Here is a 17,484-nt window from a genome sequence, read left to right as displayed (position 1 = left end):
AAAGCACTAGGACGGGGCAGTAGTATACCAAAGGCGGCGCGATTCGACAAACACCAATCGGGATAATTTGCCGTTTATCTCGTCTCCGTCGCTTTTACTTGGTCCCAATAGGCATCGAGCTCCATTAATGTGTGCTCTTGCATGCTTTTACCGCTCTCACTCGCCAACTGTTCTACGCCGCGAAAACGGCGTTCAAATTTAAGGTTAGCTTGGCGCAACGCTTGCTCTGGGTCGACCTTAAGATGACGAGCTAGATTCACCACGGCAAATAATAAGTCGCCCATTTCGGACTGCACTTTCGCTTGGTCTTGCTCAGTTTGATTCACTTCATGCAAAACTTCATCGATTTCTTCGTGGATTTTAGCGACCACGGGCTCAAGTTCGGCCCAATCGAAACCGACTCGCGCCACCCTCTGCTGAATTTTGATTGAGCGTGACAGCGCAGGTTGGGTACGCGGAATATTGTCTAACGCAGAAACCACAGTATCAGCTTGGGTTTTACCCGCGACTTGCTGGGCCTTTTGTTCACGTTCAGTCGCTTTAATCGCCTCCCAATTAGCTTTCATTGCTTGGGCGCTATCGCCTATTTGCGGATTTTGCTCGCCAAACACATGGGGATGACGGCGCGTCAACTTGTCGCTAATTTTCTCAATCACAGTGGAAAAATCAAACAGCCCCTGCTCTTTACCGAGCTGACAATAGAATACGATTTGAAATAATAAATCCCCAAGTTCATCGGGCAACTCATCCCAGGCTAAGCGCTCTATGGTATCGGCAACCTCATAGGCTTCCTCTAAGGTAAAAGGCACTATGGTTTGAAACGTTTGCGCTTTATCCCACGGGCAACCTGTTTGTGGGTCGCGCAATTTTTCCATGATCTTAAGTAGCGGCTCAACATCTGTTATAGAAAATCCCGTAGTAGAAGGTTCCGTGGTCGAAAATGAAGTTAATGGCTCTGTGTGGGAAGTCATGCTGATATCCTTAAAAGATGAATACTTAAACGGGCTAGTGCTGAGGATGAATAAAAAGAATACGCCTCAACAGTGCTAGTTAATGAAAGGCTATAATAACGCGATGATAAGCGAGGTCACATAAAAGCGCTATTTTGATGCTGAGATCAGAGCTTAGGGTTCTTATTTAATAGGTCTTATTTTAACTAAAAGTGCATTCGCGCCATGTAGTAGTGAAATTCACCCAAAGAGCAATAAACTGACGACTTAACGACTCAACAAATTCTCATCTATGTCCTGCATACAAGTATTTAGCGCAAGCCATCTTAAATGATAAGATACGCAGCAATATTTCAATGAAGCTAAAACTCACTGAGTAAAGACCTAACAATTTCGGCCTAACTATATATGTGATGGATGCATGTAATAAATGCTCGTGATGAGCGCAGCGTGATGAATACAGTCATTCGATTTATTTGATTATGTTAGGTGTATTTCTATTCTGTCGCCCAAAATGGGGCGTACACCCTTATAGATTTGAGCATTACTGGAGACAAAATTCATGACAAACGCGAATGTGGATGCCACGCCGTTAACGACTAAGCCATCTCAAGATGGTTTTTATATGCCCGCCGAATGGGCGGCGCAGCAAGCCGTATGGATGATTTGGCCATATCGTCCCGATAACTGGCGCTCTGCAGGCGCTTATGCTCAAGCGACCTTTGCTAAGGTGGCCGATGCCATTGGTGGAGCGACGCCCGTGTATATGGGTGTTCCTAAAGCCTTTTTAGCTGAAGCTAAAACGGTAATGCCATCCCACGTCACCTTGGTCGAAATGGACAGTAACGATTGCTGGGCTCGTGATACAGGACCTACTGTGGTCGTTAATGCCGAGGGCGAATGCCGCGGTGTTGACTGGGGCTTTAATGCTTGGGGCGGCCATAACGGTGGTTTGTACTTCCCATGGGATAAAGACGAGCAAGTCGCGCAGCAAATGCTTGCACAACATGGATTTGCCCGTTACAGCGCGCCGCTGATCCTTGAAGGTGGCTCTATCCATGTTGACGGTGAAGGCACCTGTATGACGAGTGCCGAATGTTTACTCAACGCCAACCGTAACCCTGAACTGACAAAAGAACAGATTGAAGACTTACTGCGTGACTATTTGAATGTTAAGCAGTTTATCTGGTTACAAGATGGCGTGTACATGGATGAGACCGATGGTCATATCGACAACATGTGTTGTTTCGCGCGCCCAGGCGAAGTGGTCTTGCACTGGACTGACGATGAAACCGATCCACAATACCCACGTTCGAAAGCCGCGCTGGACGTGTTGCAAAACACTGTAGACGCCCAAGGTCGCAAGTTAAAAATCCATCTATTGCCACAACCGGGTCCGCTGTATTGCACGGAAGAAGAATCAAAAGGCGTGACAGAAGGCACTGGCGTACCACGCACTGCTGGCGAGCGCTTAGCGGGCTCTTATGTGAACTTTTTAATCACTAACGACCGCATCGTATTCCCACTGCTTGACCCTGCAATCGATGATATCGCTGCGCAAAAACTGCAGGACATTTTCCCAGAGCACAAGATTGTGGGTGTGCCCGCGCGGGAGATTTTATTAGGTGGCGGCAATATCCACTGTATTACCCAGCAAATCCCTTCTGGCAAGTAAGTACACCTAAGGAGAACAGTATGACGCTTGATGTCACTGTTATTGCAGCACAATTGGTTTTCTGCGGGAGGGCGTAAGATGTTTGAAGTGACTGAAGTTTCCATTGCCGAGCTACGTGAAGCACTCGAATCCGGCCGCACGACTGCGGTTGAGTTGGTGAAATCCTATTTAGCTCGAGTGGCGGCTTACGATGGCCCTGCTACTCAGACTAAGTTGAATGCGTTAGTGGTTCACAATCCCGATGCGCTCAAAGAAGCCGAGGCGTCAGATGCGCGCCGTGCCCGTGGCGAAACCTTAAGCCCGCTCGATGGTATTACGTATACCGCCAAGGACAGCTATTTAGTGAAGGGACTGACGGCGGCGTCTGGCAGCCCAGCATTTAAAGATTTAGTGGCCCAGTACGATGCCTTCGCCGTCGAGCGCCTACGCGCTGCGGGTGCTATTTGCTTAGGCAAAACCAATATGCCACCGATGGCGAATGGCGGCATGCAGCGTGGTCACTATGGCCGCGCCGAAAGCCCATACAACGCTGAGTATCTTACTGCACCATTCGCTTCGGGCTCTTCCAATGGGGCGGGCACGGGCACGGCAGCAAGTTACTCTGCTTTCGGTCTTGCTGAAGAAACTTGGTCGAGTGGCCGTGGCCCTGCGTCCAACAACGGTTTGTGTGCCTATACGCCGTCTCGCGGCGTGATTTCCGTGCGTGGCAACTGGCCATTAACCCCAACCATGGATGTGGTCGTGCCTTATACCCGCACTATGGCGGATATGCTCGAAGTGCTCGATGTGATTGTGGCCGATGATCCTATCACCCGTGGCGACCTCTGGCGCCTGCAACCTTGGGTTCAAATTCCTAAAGCGTCTAGCGTTCGCCCAGAATCCTATCTGGCGCTTGCCGCTCAAGCCGACACGCTTAAGGGTAAGCGTTTTGGCGTGCCGCGCATGTACATCAACAAAGATGAACTAGCAGGAACCAGCGAAAATCCGGGCATTGGCGGCCCAACGGGACAACGCATCCATACTCGCCAATCGGTTATCGATTTATGGGAAGCGGCGCGTAAAGCACTAGAAGCTGCTGGTGCGGAAGTGATTGAAGTCGATTTTCCGCTGGTGTCAAATTGCGAAGGCGACCGCCCCGGCGCGCCGACCGTGTTTAACCGTGGCATAGTGACGCCTCAGTTCCTCCATGATGAATTATGGGAACTCTCGGGTTGGGCATTCGATGAATTCCTGCGGGCGAACAATGACCCTAAACTCAACAAACTTGCTGATGTTGTTGGACATTTGATATTCCCCCATGACCTCGGCACCTTGCCAAACCGTGAGGGTGATTTAGCGGCTGGCATGGAAGAGTATGTCAACATGGCCAAGCGTGGTCTTAAATCCTTCGATCAGATCGACAGTATTCCCGATGGTCTGCGTGGCTTAGAGAAGACGCGTAAGCTAGATCTCGAAGACTGGATGGACGAGCTTAAGCTTGATGCCGTGCTGTTTCCAACGGTGGCCGATGTCGGCCCCGCCGATGCCCATGTGAATCCGGCCTCAGCCGATATCGCTTGGAGCAACGGGGTTTGGGTCGCTAACGGTAACCTAGCAATTCGCCACTTAGGCGTGCCGACTGTGACTGTGCCTATGGGCGTGATGGCCGATATTGGCATGCCAGTGGGGTTAACCTTCGCGGGCCGTGCCTATGACGATAATAACCTGCTGAAATTTGCAGGTGCATTTGAGTCGACAGGCGACAGGCGCATGATCCCACCACGCACGCCAAAGCTTGGTGAATAAGCGCCAAGACAATGCATAAACCTAAGCACTAACAGTAAGCACTAAATGCATTAGCTTAGAAATGAAAACGGGATTGGCATCTATTTGCCAATCCCGTTTTTTTAATACCGACGCCGATACCCTTTCAACAAAGCTAGACTTATGCCGCTATAAAACATACTGCAGTAAAACATACAGCAACACTTAACGCGTCTTATCTTAACGCCAAGAGTTCTTTTCTGATGATCTCTGCGCCTGCACTCAAAGCATTGAGTTTCCCTCTTGCGACTTGATGGGATAAAGGCGTCATGCCGCAGTTAGTACAAGGATAAAGCTTGTCGGCATCGACAAATTTAAGGGCTTTTCGTAGGGTGTCGGCGACTTCCTCAGCGGTTTCAATCGTGTCGGAGGCGACATCAATCGCGCCGACCATGACTTTCTTACCGCGAATGAGTTCAAGTAGCTCCATTGGCACATGGGAGTTGTGACATTCTAGCGAGATAATATCGATATTAGACTTTTGCAGTTTAGGAAACACTTCTTCATATTGGCGCCACTCTGAGCCCAAGGTTTTTTTCCAATCTGTATTGGCTTTAATGCCGTAACCATAACAAATATGCACCGCCGTTTCGCATTTAAGCCCTTCAATGGCTCGTTCTAAACAGGCAATGCCCCAATCGTTTACCTCATCAAAAAACACATTAAAGGCAGGCTCATCAAATTGGATAATATCAACACCCGCAGCTTCTAATTCTTTGGCTTCCTCATTAAGAATTTTGGCAAATTCCCAAGCGAGCTTTTCGCGGCTTTTATAATGATCATCATAAAGCGTATCTATCATGGTCATAGGGCCAGGTAGGGCCCATTTAATCGGTTGCGTAGTTTGCTTGCGTAAATATTTGGCATCTTCAACAAACACCGACTTTTGGCGGCTCACTGGGCCGACAACCGTGGGCACGCTCGCATCATAGCGATCACGAATTTTAACGATTTTACGTTTTGAAAAATCAACGCCGTTGAGGTGCTCAATAAAGGTAGTGACAAAATGTTGCCGCGTTTGCTCGCCATCACTGACAATATCAATCCCTGCTAGCTGTTGATCCTGTAATGACAAACGCAGTGCATCGTGTTTACCTGCAATTAATTCCTCTCCTTGCAATTTCCATGGAGACCAAAGTGTTTGAGGCTCTGCAAGCCATAAAGGTTTAGGCAAACTGCCCGCAGTTGAAGTCGGTAACAGTCTGTTGTTAATCAGGGTTTTATTAAGTCTTGTTGTCATAATAATGATGCCGTATTGGATTAATTAATGAGCGTGACGATTAGGCACAGAGCGACTAAACGAAATTAGCAGACCATTGTTCAAAAAACTTTTGGTAGGGTTTGATAAAGTACTCCGCGGCAAATTTTCCTTGCTCATTAGCCAATTGGCTACGTTCTGCTCGATCATAAACAATTTGAGTTAATGAATGATCCAAGTTTTTCAAATTGGGTTGATAGCATTTCCCTGCAACAGCATTGGCGTTATAAATCTCAGGGCGATAGATTTTTTGAAAAGTTCCCATAGTGCTGATGGTGCTTATCAACTCAAGGTGAGTGTAATCATTGAGTAAATCACCAAAGAAATAAAAAGCTAACGGTGCCACGCTATTGGGCGGCATAAAATAACGCACCTGTAAGCCCATTTTTTTGAAATATTGCTCAGTTAAAGACGATTCATTTGGCTGATATTCAACCCCTAATACGGGATGCTGATTCTCAATTCTATGGTAGGTTTTATTATCCGACACACTGAGACAGATAACCGGTGGCTTATTAAAATTCTGTTTGTAAGCATCAGAATTAACAAAAGACTGAAATAGCTTGCCATGTAGACCACCAAAATCATCTGGAATACTAAATTTGGCTTGGCCCTTATTATGCTCTGCAAGTAATACGCTAAAGTCATAATCGCGTACGTAAGATGAAAAGTTATTACCTACAATGCCTTCAATACGTTTATTGGTTTTATGATCAACAATATTGGTTTTCAAAATTTCAATCGATGGGAAGGTTTGACCACTGCCGTCAATATCCAGATTAACTGAGATAATTTCCAGCTCAACGCTATAACGATCGCCTTTAGGATTATCCCAATGCGCTAAGGCATTAAAGCTGTTATCAATCATCTTTAACGCGTTGCGTAAGTTCGCTTGGCGATGGCTGCCTCTGGCCAAATTAGCAAAGTTAGTCGTGATACGCGTCTTGTCTGAGGGATGATAATTTTCATCAAGACAAATGCTGTTAATCGTAAATGTAAAATGCTTATTCATAGTGATCCAGTATCCCATTGCCTGATTTCAAACCTGAGTTTATGCCCTGCGCTTCTAGCTTCTGACCCGACTCTGATAGACATTATTCGTGTTCTGTCTGAGTTTCTGTCCTGAGGTTCTTACTCAGTTGTCTCACAGTCGTTTAGGGGCGACTTACTTTTAACTTAAGTGCCGATGACTTTAGTCCTGATGGCTTAGCTAGGATGCAACTTCAAGCTTGTCTAATATTTCGCTTGGAGTCATTTATACGTGGTTCGACACATGAACAAAAACGGTTTTATTTCACATACAACATGAGCCATATTCATGATCAATTAGCATGGCGTTGTGGATTAACCTGAAATCGGGATTGGGAAAAGCAGGAAAGCAGAAAAGCAGAAAAGCAGGAGCAGCAATATGTTTTCGAGTTAGTTCTCCTAGAGCCGGCTTGTAATAGCCGATTACACATATTTTCCCAAAGCTCGTTGTATTACCTGTTGCGCGATATTCATTGTCATTGTGTCCCCAGTGCCTCGCCACCTCTTTGTTTAACAAAAAGCGTCCCTGAGGGCTCTACTAAAACATATCCTATTTTAGAAGGTCACTGGTGCAACAATGCCAATCTTAACTAACACTTCTGCTGTTCGTTCAGCTAAAAAGCTATTGCCCCAAAGCAAGATAACTTTGTTGTCAGTTTGCAGCATGAATTGTCATTGTTTCCCCTGTGACTCGCCATAAACTCGTCCCTGAGGGCTCGACGACGGCATCCATGCCGCCAACGGTCACAGTTGCAACAATGCCAATCTTAATTAACACTTCTGCTGTTCGTTTAGCTAAAAAGCTATTGCCCCAAAGCTTGTTTCGCCTCTTTTAACTAGCTCCTCCAGCTACAGGTTTGTTGACCAAACTTTAGTAATGAGTGAAAGTTAGTATTGATTGCCATTCGTTCTACCTAAACGAGGATTTCATGGGGAAACCATTAGTTATCTGCAGTATCCTAGGGTTACTTCTAGGAGCGTTCATTTCACTATTGGATGTGGACGATTCTCTAAATGGCCTTTTAATTTCGATTGTGGCTTGTATAGCTGCGGGCTACATAACTGTCTATACAGTTAGAGATTATCCTAACCTATATTCGCTTGTCACGGTTTCAACGACCGTTCCGCTTTTGCTAATCAGTTATGGGATAAGAGATGGTTTAGCCTACACACTGGGTGTAGCATTTATATATGGAATTTGTTCCGTTCAGCTGTTCCTAGCATTAAGAAATTCTTTTCATAATGCAAAAGTTATTTTTAAAAGCTTTAAACCTCGTAAACGCTAAAATGTGGATGCCCCATTCCAATTTGGAACAAAGACCCCATCCACTCTTCATTCACTAGATTTGCCCTATGTAAAGTTATCTGAAAGAGTTTGGAAGTAAGCTTTTCTAACATTATGCGCCATTTGGAAATCTAATATCCCGTTGTTTTATTAACTTATTGATTTGTTAATTGAACTGCTGATCGAAAGGTTGCATCATAGGAGGATGAGGAATGGCTACAAGCCCTATAGAAAGCGTTATATCTTGGAGGTCTTAGTTGCGTAAAAAAGTGATCATTAATGAAGTTTTCGAAGAGATAGATCAACGTCTTATTGAGCAAGGTTTACCCATTACACTCCGTTATATGCAAGCCGTCGGCGAGGTTAGCAAATACTTTGGAAATGCTTCAATACCATTATCACCAAAATCACTTCTCCCTGATAATGACTTAGGCAATCAACTTTGCGTATGGCTGAATGACTAGCCGATTAAGAGGACAGCCATATCTTTTTGTGTTTTCCTGCTCCTTCTACTAGGCTTTAAATTATCCTGATTTTGTCTGTGTGGAGCTTGTGATGACCTCAGCCAGAAGACAGTTAATTGGGATTGAGAGGACAGCCAAATCTTTTGTATTTTGCGCACTCCTCTACTAGGCTTTATATTACCTTGATTTTCTCTGTATGGAGCCTGTGATGACATCGGCCAGAAGACAGTTAATTGATGCTAATGCGACACCTTTCTATCATGTGATAAATCGCTGTGTTCGCAGGGCTTTTCTGTGCGGTGAAGATAAACTGTCAGGTCGCAGTTATGAGCATCGTCGCGTCTGGATTGTTGATAAAATCAAGGCATTATCTGCGATTTTCTGCATTGATATTTGCGCCTATGCGGTGATGAGTAATCACTATCATTTAGTGCTTAAAATTGATGCCGACAAGGCCAAATCGCTAACGCAAAAAGATATTATTTGTCGCTGGAGTCAAATCACTAAAGGCCATGCCGTCGCCACTAAGTATATGAATGGTTATGATTTAATCGACGGTGAAGTAATGTTACTTGATGCATTACTCGCCGAGTGGCATGAGCGACTGAGCAGTATCTCTTGGTTTATGCGCTGTTTAAATGAAGAAATTGCCCGTAAGGCCAATCGTGAAGATGAGTGTAAAGGCGCTTTTTGGGAAGGCCGTTTTAAGTCACAAGCGTTGTTAGATGAGCAAGCACTGCTGGCGTGCATGATGTATGTCGATTTAAATCCTATTCGAGCAGGGATTGCCGACTCCGTGCAATCCTCTGATTTTACATCGATTCAGGAGCGCGTGAATGCGCTTAATCCTCATATCAACTCGCCCCAACTGGTCAAAACTACCGCAGATAACCTACAGCCAATACGACATAAAGCCCTCGCAAAATTTGATGGTTCAACACTTCTGAGCCAGCAAACAGGCATTCCGTTTCATTTTGCAGATTATCTTGAGTTGATAGATTGGACGGGACGAGCTATGCGCCTTGATAAAAAAGGCTATATCGATAATCAACGGCCAAAACTACTCAATGAATTAGGAATTTCGCCCGATGCGTGGCTCACTTCAGCTAAAGAGTTTCGACGTCAATACAGTGGCATAAGTGGTCGATGGGATAGCATGTGCGAGTTTAAAAAGCAGCACAACAGCGGCAAATGGTGTAAAGGTAAAGCCTCAAGCCAAGCGTTACATCCTTAAGTTCATTATTGTCCACGATTCAGCGCTTGGAATTATTTTTGTTGATCCGAAATGAAGATAATTCCGCGCAAAACATAGCACGTTTTTGTCCAATAAGAGTGGTGCCTATAATCGTTAAGATTAGATCTAGTCTTTAAAACCTAGAGGTTACGCATGCGCTCGAAAGGCGAGCCATGGTGATTAGCGAGACGACCGTCCGCCCCATGGACGGGGCGGTCGAGCATCCACGGACTGGCTGCGAGTCGGTGAGTGAATGCCATCACAAGCCATTATGAATGGCTTGCAGCAACAGCTAAACATACAAAAGACTAAATTCACTGGTCATCCTACTCAATTCCCATAAAAACCAAATAAAAAAGGCGGCCAGCGAAATTCGCCTTGCCGCCCCAATCCTTTATCTCTGCTTCTAGATGGCTTCTCTATATCTTTAATATTGCTAGTAATTTCGAGGCTAATCGCTTCGAAAATCATTGCGAAACCTAAAGTCGTCTTGCCTCTATCACACTATCGACTTGGGTCAGTTTAGATAACACCCGCGATAAACCATCGAGGTTATAAAGCTCTAGTTCCAACTCAATCGCGGCGGTCTGGTTTTTGGTATCCGATGACGAACTCATGGCTAATACATTGGATTTTTCGGCAGCCAACACTGAGGTTAAGTCACGCAATAAACCGCTGCGATCGTGGGCTAATACCCGCAGACGCATGCGATAACCGCCGGAGTAATTTTCGCCCCAGACCACATCGACACCGCGCTCTGGGTGAACCCGCATTAACTCTTTAACTTGTTCACAATCAGCGCGATGCACAGAAATGCCACGGCCTTTAGTAATAAAACCTAAGATTTCATCACCGGGAACTGGCTGACAACAACGGGCGATATGGTTAAGCAAGTTACCCACACCGTTGACTTCAACCTGACCACGGCCACTGGATGTCGGTTTATGTTGGCCTTTCTTAACTAATTCTTCGACTGCATCTTCTTCTGACACTTCGTCGAGTCGCAAACGGCTCTGAATATGGTTAACCACTTGATGCAGACGCACATCACCGCCGCCAATCGCCGCCAGTAAGTCATCCATGCTCGCCATATTAAAGCGCTCGACCGCGATGGCGGCGTCTTTAATTTTAAGGCTCACCCGCGCCAATTCGGATTCGAGCATTTCTTTGCCGGCGACAATATTCTTGTCTCTGTCCTGCTGCTTAAACCAATGCTGGATTTTCGAACGTGCCCGCGAAGTACGGATATAACCTAAGTTAGGGTTAAGCCAGTCGCGCTTAGGATTGGGCTGTTTCGAGGTAATGATCTCGATACGCTCGCCCGTTTCAACCTGATAGGTGAACGGCACAATACGGCCATCGACCTTAGCGCCAATACATTTATGTCCCACTTGGGAGTGAATGTAATAGGCAAAGTCGAGCACGGTTGAGCCCAGTGGCAAGTCGACGACTTCACCGCTTGGGGTGAACACATACACTCTATCCTCAAACACTTGGCTGCGCACTTCTTCGACCAAGTTGCCACTTTCGACCACGTCTTCCTGCCATTGCAGAATTTTACGCAGCCAGTTAATTTTTTCTTCGTAGCCGCTTTGCTTACCGGAATGATTGCCTTCTTTGTATTTCCAGTGCGCGGCGACACCCAGCTCTGCATCTTCATGCATGTCTTGGGTACGAATTTGAATTTCAACGGTTTTGCCCTCAGGCCCCACCACTACGGTATGAATCGATTGATAACCGTTAGGTTTAGGGTTAGCGACATAGTCGTCAAATTCCCGCGGAATATGGTGCCAAAGCGTATGCACTACGCCTAATGCACCATAACAATCCTGCAAACGCTCAGTCACGATACGCACGGCGCGCACGTCAAACAACTCATCAAATTTGAGGTGCTTGCCCTTCATTTTACGCCAAATACTGTAGATATGTTTCGGCCGGCCGTAGACCTTAGCGCGAATTTGATCTTCATCTAATCTTTGTTGCAACTGACTGACAAACTTGTCGATAAAGACTTCACGGTCCAGTCGTTTGCCGTCTAACTGCTTAGCGATGTCTTTATAGGTATCTGGATGCAGGTAGCGAAAAGAAATATCTTCCAGCTCCCACTTCAATTGTCCAATCCCTAAACGGTTGGCCAGCGGCGCATAAATATCGGCAATTTCGCGGGCCAGTAGCACGCGAGTTTCTTCATCGGCATTTTTCACCGCCCGCAGCAAGCACACACGCTCAGCAAGTTTGATGACCACAGCGCGCACATCTTCAACCATCGCCAGTAACATGCGGCGGATGTTGTCGATTTGCGGCTCGGTTGAGCGGCTGTTGGGATTGATTTTCAAGGCGCCGATGGCATTCATGGTCACGACACTCGCCACTAAACGCGCCAGCGGCTCACCAAATTTCTCTTTGATGGCCTCTTCGGTCAGTAACCCAGCATCGAACACCACAAACAAAATTGCTGCTTGCAGGGTTTCAATGTCCATGTTCAGCGGTGCGAGGATTTCGATCATCTCTCGAGCACGTTCGAGCAGTTCTCTCTTCGCCGCAGGACTCTTAGCGGGTAAGGCGTCAATCTGCCCTATCAAGGAGAGCAGCATCTGCGCTTCATCGGCATGACCGACATAGCGAGCCACCCAATCTTCTAAGTGAAAATCGGGATCATTAAAGTGCGCTTCGCGAACAGAGACCATCTAATTTATTTCCTTATCCGTGCTCAGAGAGAAAGTGGGCACCACTTCAGCTCTCCTATCTTCAGCATTGGCGCGAACTTGTCAAACCCAACCGACGTAATAATCACATTTTTTACGTTATTCAAACGCTTTGCTTACTTTGCCAGCGCAAATTACTTGGTTAATTCAAACAGTGCCATGGCTTCGATATGGTGTGTTTGTGGGAACATGTCGATAAGTCCCAATTGCTGTAATCGGTAACCGCGCTCTAACAGTACAGCGCTATCGCGGGCCAAGCTCGCAGGATTACAAGATACATACACGACTTTGCGCGGCTTCATTTTCTTCAGCCATTGCAAGCTTTCAAACGCCCCTGCACGGGCAGGATCGAGCAGTAATTTATCAATTTTGCCCATCCAAGGCTCAAGGGATAAATCCGCACTCAAGTCGCCGTGATAGAAGGTCAGTTTATCAAGATTGTTAGCTTTCGCGTTCACCCGTGCCTGAGTTACCATCTCGGCAACCCCTTCGACGCCAATCACATCCGCGCCCATTTTCGCTAAGGGCAAACTGAAATTCCCCATACCGCAGAACAAATCCAAAATGCGCTCATCAGGCGCTGGCGCTAACCAATCCATCGCTTGAGCGACCATGGCCTTGTTAATTTGTCCATTCACCTGCACAAAGTTACCTGGGGTGAAGCTTAAACTCACCGCATCCGACTCAGCTTTGTCATCTAACAGCTGATAAACCGGTAACACTAACTCTGCGCCAACGCCTTGGAATTGGCCTTCATTATCCTGCAGACAAATGTGAATTTGATGCTGCTCGGCAAAGGCTGACAGCTTAGCGAGATCTTTATCGTTGAGCGCCTTAGTGATACGCAGCACAGCGAAGTGACCATTATCGGCGGCAATTAACTCAAGGTGACCTAAGCTGGCTTTAGCCGTTAATTGATTCAGCAACTTAGCAAAGGGGACGATCAAATCTGATAACGGCTTAGCTAACACCTGACACTGACTGATAGGCACCACATTGCTGCTACTAGCGGCACGAAAACCTAAGCTTAAGTGTTTAGTATTTTTATCAAATAAAGTCGCAAGACGGGCACGGCGACGATAATGCCAACCTTCCCCCGTTAATGCGGGCGATAACGTGCCGCCTTCGGCGCCGGCAAACTTAGCCATAATATCCAGCAGCGCCGCTTCTTTATGCTCACGCTGGCCCGATAATGACATATGCTGTAAGTCGCAGCCGCCGCAGGTGTGATAGTGTGGACACTCAGGCTCGACGCGCTCAGAGCTAGGTGTATCGACTTTAATTAACTTAGCGCGGGCATAATTTTTCTTTTGCTCGGTGAACTGTACCGTCACGGTTTCATCGGGCAGTGCGCCGGGGATAAACACGACTTTACCTTGATGTTGTGCTATACCTGCCCCTAAGTGATCGAGCTGATTCACGCTCAGCGATAACTTAGCCGACAACTGTTTGGAACTATTTGGTTTTGCTTTAAAAAATTGCGCCATTTCGGCCTCTAAATCAATAAAATACTGGCAAAGACCGCCCTCTTTCTGGCAGTCTTATAAAATTATCTTAGTCTCTGTCACAGGAAACACCGCCGCTGCTATGAACCCAGTCAACAACATGACCAAATACAGCCTACGTTCTTGGGTTCTTGTACTGGCGCTCGCGCCAACAATCTTGGTCGGTATCCTTCTGGGCAGCTACTTTACCATAAACCGTTTTTATGAGCTCGAAGATACGCTCGTCGAACAGGGCAGCAATATTATTGAGCCGCTGTCGATTGCCAGTGAAATCGGTTTAGTGGCCAATGATCGCGAGGCGACCAAACGCTTACTCGCCGCGGCGCAGCTCAACAAGTCCACCTTAGTGAAATCCATCGCGATTTTCGATGCCAATAATCAGCTCTTTGTGACCTCGCATTACCACAAAGATTTTGAAATTATGCGCTACAAAGAAGCGCTTAACACACTGCATAAAACCGAAATTGAGCATGTGGGCGACAGCCTGATTTTACGGACACCGATTTTCTCCACCGGGCCCAGCGCCGCTCCCGCTAATTACGATATCCAAACAGACGATGGTCAGCTGTTAGGTTATATCTCCATCATCATCAATAAAGAACGTGCCCTACTCGAGCAGCATAGAGCCGCCGTCGCCGCCTTTATAATCGTGTTGATCGGGGTGCAGTTGAACCTGCTGTTCACTTTCCGGCTGGTGAAAAACGTCACTCAGCCCATTACTGAAATGGTGCGCGTCGTCGCTAAAATCCGTGAAGGTAAGTTGGACGCCCGCTTAGATGGCAACTTGATTGGTGAGCTCGACTTACTCAAACGCGGTATCAATGCCATGGCGGGGTCGCTATCGGAATACCATGATGAGATGCAGCAAAATATCGACCAAGCCACTTCGGATCTGCGGGAAACCTTAGAGCAGATTGAAATCCAAAACGTCGAGTTAGATTTAGCAAAAAAACGCGCCCTAGAAGCCAGCCGAATTAAATCTGAATTCTTAGCCAACATGTCCCACGAGTTACGTACGCCGCTCAATGGGGTTATCGGTTTTGCGCGGCAATTGGTGAAAACCCCTTTGCATTCGAGCCAAGTGGATTACATCAAAACCATTGAGCGCAGCGCCACTAACCTGCTGGGTATCATCAACGATATTCTCGATTTTTCTAAACTCGAAGCCGGTAAAATGGTGTTGGAAAACATGCCCTTCGGTCTAAGGGAAACCATAGGCGATACCATCACGCTAATCTCGGGCAGCGCCCAGGCCAAAGGCCTAGAACTCGTCGTTGATATCGCCCCCAACGTGCCCGATAATGTGAATGGCGATGCCATGCGCGTGTGCCAAATCATCAATAACTTGGTCGGTAACGCGATTAAATTCACCGACTCTGGCAGTGTGATGGTCAAAATCGAACTGCAAAGCCAGTCGGAAGAACAAGTGGTACTGCGCTGTGATGTGGTCGACACCGGTATCGGTATCGATGAAAGCCAGCAGGACTTTTTATTCCAAGCCTTTGGCCAAGCCGATTCGTCGATTTCACGCCGCTTTGGTGGCACGGGCTTAGGTTTAGTGATCACTAAGCGTTTAGTGAATCAAATGGGCGGCCAAATTGGCTTTACTTCATCCCCAGAAAAAGGCTCAAACTTCTGGTTCAGTTTGCCGCTCGGCTTAGGTCAGTTCCAAATCGGTGACTCACTGCCGCTCGAAAAACTCAAAGACAAAACCATACTGTTTTATGAGCCCAGAGTGCTGACTCATGCAGTCTTGAGTCGCCAATTGAATCAATGGGATACCAAAGTGACTCACCATCAGCATATCCCAAGCTTGCTCACCACACTCAACACGGCCGAAGCGCCATACGACTATGTTCTATTGAGTTGCCATGGGTTTAGCGATGCTGGACAACTGGTAAGCACACTTAACTTGGCAAAGACCAAAACCGATTGCCTTGTGGTGCTATACGATTGCCAAGAACAAGACGCCTTAACCCAGTTTATCCGCCCGAATGCCGATGTGGTGTTGTCTCTGCCCGTGAGTGAGCACCAGCTTGCCCGCAACTTACTCTATCCACCGATGGAGTACGACATCATAGCCCCAGTGACCATAGCCACGCCGGCGGCGCGCCAATCATTAACTGTACTGGCGGTGGATGATAACTTTGCCAACTTAAAGCTAATCGACACCTTGCTCAGCGAGTTAGTGACAACGGTAGTTGCTGTCAACAGTGGCGATGAAGCAGTTAAACAGGCAAAGACGCGCACCTTTGATTTGATTTTTATGGATATTCAGATGCCAGGCACAGATGGCATCAGCGCCACTAAGCAAATTCGCCAAGGCTCGATGAACCGTAACACGCCAATTATTGCCGTGACGGCCCATGCGATTGCCGAAGAACGCGAGCTGATCTTAGGCAGTGGTATGGATGGATATTTGCCTAAACCTATTGATGAAGCGGCGCTAAAAGACGTTATCCATCGCTGGATCACTCGGCCTAAATTCACCCATTTTGACCTGCATACGCTGAACTGGGATTTATGCTTAACCCAAGCTAATCACAAGGCTGATCTTGCCTTAGATATGCTGAGAATGTTGCTCGACTCTTTACCGCAAACCGTGACAACAATTCAGACGGCGCTGAGTCAAAACGATCACCCCGTCATGCTCAGTACAATCCATAAGTTGCATGGGGCCAGTTGTTACTGCGGCGTGCCTACAACCCAAAGATTATGCCAAGAAATTGAATCGGCACTAAAACGTGAAACAGCGGTCGAAGATCTCGAACCCGAAATACTAGAGTTACTTGATGAGTTAACTAAGGTAGAATCTGCGGCAAATCAAGTGATATCACAGCTATCAGCGGAAATAACAGATGACCAAAAAAACGGGCTTCTTTAAACGTCTTAAGGCGTTAACACTGCCACAAAAACAACTCTTCGCCACTGCACTTTGCCAACGCATGTTGCCCAACTATCAACTGTTTTCCGAAGTCTGTGAGTTTGGTGACCCTGCAGTGTTGAGTACTGCGTTAGAACTACTCTGGCAATCCCTGTACGACCCTAAGCTTAAATTCAATATCGATGTGCATCTGCAACGTCTTGAAGATAACACCCCAGAACCCGCTGATTTTGAAGCCTATGGCGTCTATCCAGCCATGGACGCTGTGGTCGCCATATCGACCTTACTGGGTGCGATTCAAGGCAAGATTGAAGAAGATATCGTCAATATCAGCAAACTGTCATCGAGCACAGTGGCTAACTATATCGAAGCCATCAGCGATGTCGATTTAGTCGATGAAGCATTAGATGATTTTGTTTTTGCCCATGAAGTTATGGAAGAAGAGAAAGAATTACAAAATTCTCTGCTGGAAATTATCGAAGAAAATCCAAAGATCACAGCGGAACTGGTTAAAGGTTTACGCAAAGACATTATCGAAGCTGGCGTATCAAATATCGGCATCAGCGTCGCTTAATTGATGGGTGCTTGGGGTAACTCAAGCACCCTTATTTCTAAACAATGTTTATAAATAATAAGCCTCTAGTCTCGACTGCAATCACTTTCAAGCAAGCCCAAAACGAGTAAAACCAAAG

12 protein-coding genes are annotated in these 17,484 nt (G+C 46.7%); 6 read left to right on the top strand and 6 right to left on the bottom strand.

The window, feature by feature from the left end; genetic code table 11:
* Positions 1 to 74: 74 nt before the first annotated feature.
* Entirely contained in the window at positions 75 to 971 is an 897-nt protein-coding gene (mazG, locus tag MO387_RS02555; protein WP_107948620.1) for a nucleoside triphosphate pyrophosphohydrolase, read from the bottom strand.
* Positions 972 to 1,512: 541 nt separating this feature from the next.
* On the opposite strand from mazG, the gene aguA reads away from it, so the two are divergent.
* Both aguA and MO387_RS02545 read left to right on the top strand, forming a co-directional pair.
* On the top strand, positions 1,513 to 2,625 hold the full coding sequence (aguA, locus tag MO387_RS02550; protein ID WP_107948622.1) for an agmatine deiminase: 1,113 nt from the start codon (positions 1,513 to 1,515) through the stop codon (positions 2,623 to 2,625).
* Between the two features lie 78 nt (positions 2,626 to 2,703).
* Positions 2,704 to 4,410, top strand: coding sequence for an amidase (locus MO387_RS02545; RefSeq protein ID WP_242325991.1), 1,707 nt, complete (start codon positions 2,704 to 2,706; stop codon positions 4,408 to 4,410).
* Positions 4,411 to 4,603: 193 nt separating this feature from the next.
* Here the strand turns inward: MO387_RS02545 and MO387_RS02540 are convergent, their stop codons facing one another.
* The 3 genes from MO387_RS02540 to MO387_RS21165 form a co-directional block, all read right to left on the bottom strand.
* Positions 4,604 to 5,668: a methionine synthase gene (locus MO387_RS02540; protein WP_242325975.1), complete on the bottom strand. Its 1,065-nt coding sequence runs from the start codon at positions 5,666 to 5,668 to the stop codon at positions 4,604 to 4,606.
* Between the two features lie 55 nt (positions 5,669 to 5,723).
* Positions 5,724 to 6,698, bottom strand: a complete 975-nt coding sequence (locus MO387_RS02535; RefSeq protein ID WP_107948626.1) for a DUF1852 domain-containing protein — start codon at positions 6,696 to 6,698, stop codon at positions 5,724 to 5,726.
* Positions 6,699 to 7,367: 669 nt separating this feature from the next.
* Positions 7,368 to 7,493, bottom strand: coding sequence for a hypothetical protein (locus MO387_RS21165; protein ID WP_012089862.1), 126 nt, complete (start codon positions 7,491 to 7,493; stop codon positions 7,368 to 7,370).
* A gap of 764 nt (positions 7,494 to 8,257) precedes the next feature.
* Here MO387_RS21165 and MO387_RS02530 point away from each other — a divergent pair.
* Positions 8,258 to 8,464 carry a hypothetical protein gene (locus tag MO387_RS02530; protein ID WP_242325974.1) on the top strand — a complete coding sequence of 69 codons (207 nt, stop codon included), beginning with the start codon at positions 8,258 to 8,260 and terminating at the stop codon, positions 8,462 to 8,464.
* A gap of 208 nt (positions 8,465 to 8,672) precedes the next feature.
* Positions 8,673 to 9,698 carry a transposase gene (locus MO387_RS02525; protein WP_242325972.1) on the top strand — a complete coding sequence of 342 codons (1,026 nt, stop codon included), beginning with the start codon at positions 8,673 to 8,675 and terminating at the stop codon, positions 9,696 to 9,698.
* Positions 9,699 to 10,177: 479 nt separating this feature from the next.
* Here the strand turns inward: MO387_RS02525 and relA are convergent, their stop codons facing one another.
* Together relA and rlmD are read right to left on the bottom strand one after the other, a co-directional pair.
* Complete coding sequence (relA, locus tag MO387_RS02520; RefSeq protein ID WP_242325971.1) at positions 10,178 to 12,385, bottom strand: GTP diphosphokinase; 2,208 nt, start codon at positions 12,383 to 12,385, stop codon at positions 10,178 to 10,180.
* A 152-nt stretch (positions 12,386 to 12,537) separates the two neighbouring features.
* On the bottom strand, positions 12,538 to 13,890 hold the full coding sequence (rlmD, locus tag MO387_RS02515; RefSeq protein ID WP_242325970.1) for a 23S rRNA (uracil(1939)-C(5))-methyltransferase RlmD: 1,353 nt from the start codon (positions 13,888 to 13,890) through the stop codon (positions 12,538 to 12,540).
* A 100-nt stretch (positions 13,891 to 13,990) separates the two neighbouring features.
* On the opposite strand from rlmD, the gene barA reads away from it, so the two are divergent.
* Together barA and MO387_RS02505 are read left to right on the top strand one after the other, a co-directional pair.
* Entirely contained in the window at positions 13,991 to 16,792 is a 2,802-nt protein-coding gene (barA, locus tag MO387_RS02510; RefSeq protein WP_107948631.1) for a two-component sensor histidine kinase BarA, read from the top strand.
* The gene (locus MO387_RS02505; protein ID WP_006082631.1) at positions 16,767 to 17,366 is read left to right on the top strand and encodes a YjaG family protein; all 600 of its coding nucleotides are present in this window, start codon (positions 16,767 to 16,769) and stop codon (positions 17,364 to 17,366) included. Before barA ends, MO387_RS02505 begins: the two co-directional genes overlap by 26 nt.
* Positions 17,367 to 17,484: the final 118 nt, after the last annotated feature.

It is taken from the genome of Shewanella sp. N2AIL, assembly GCF_022690845.1.
GTDB lineage: Bacteria > Pseudomonadota > Gammaproteobacteria > Enterobacterales > Shewanellaceae > Shewanella > Shewanella baltica.
This window is presented reverse-complemented; position numbering and strand designations above follow the sequence as displayed.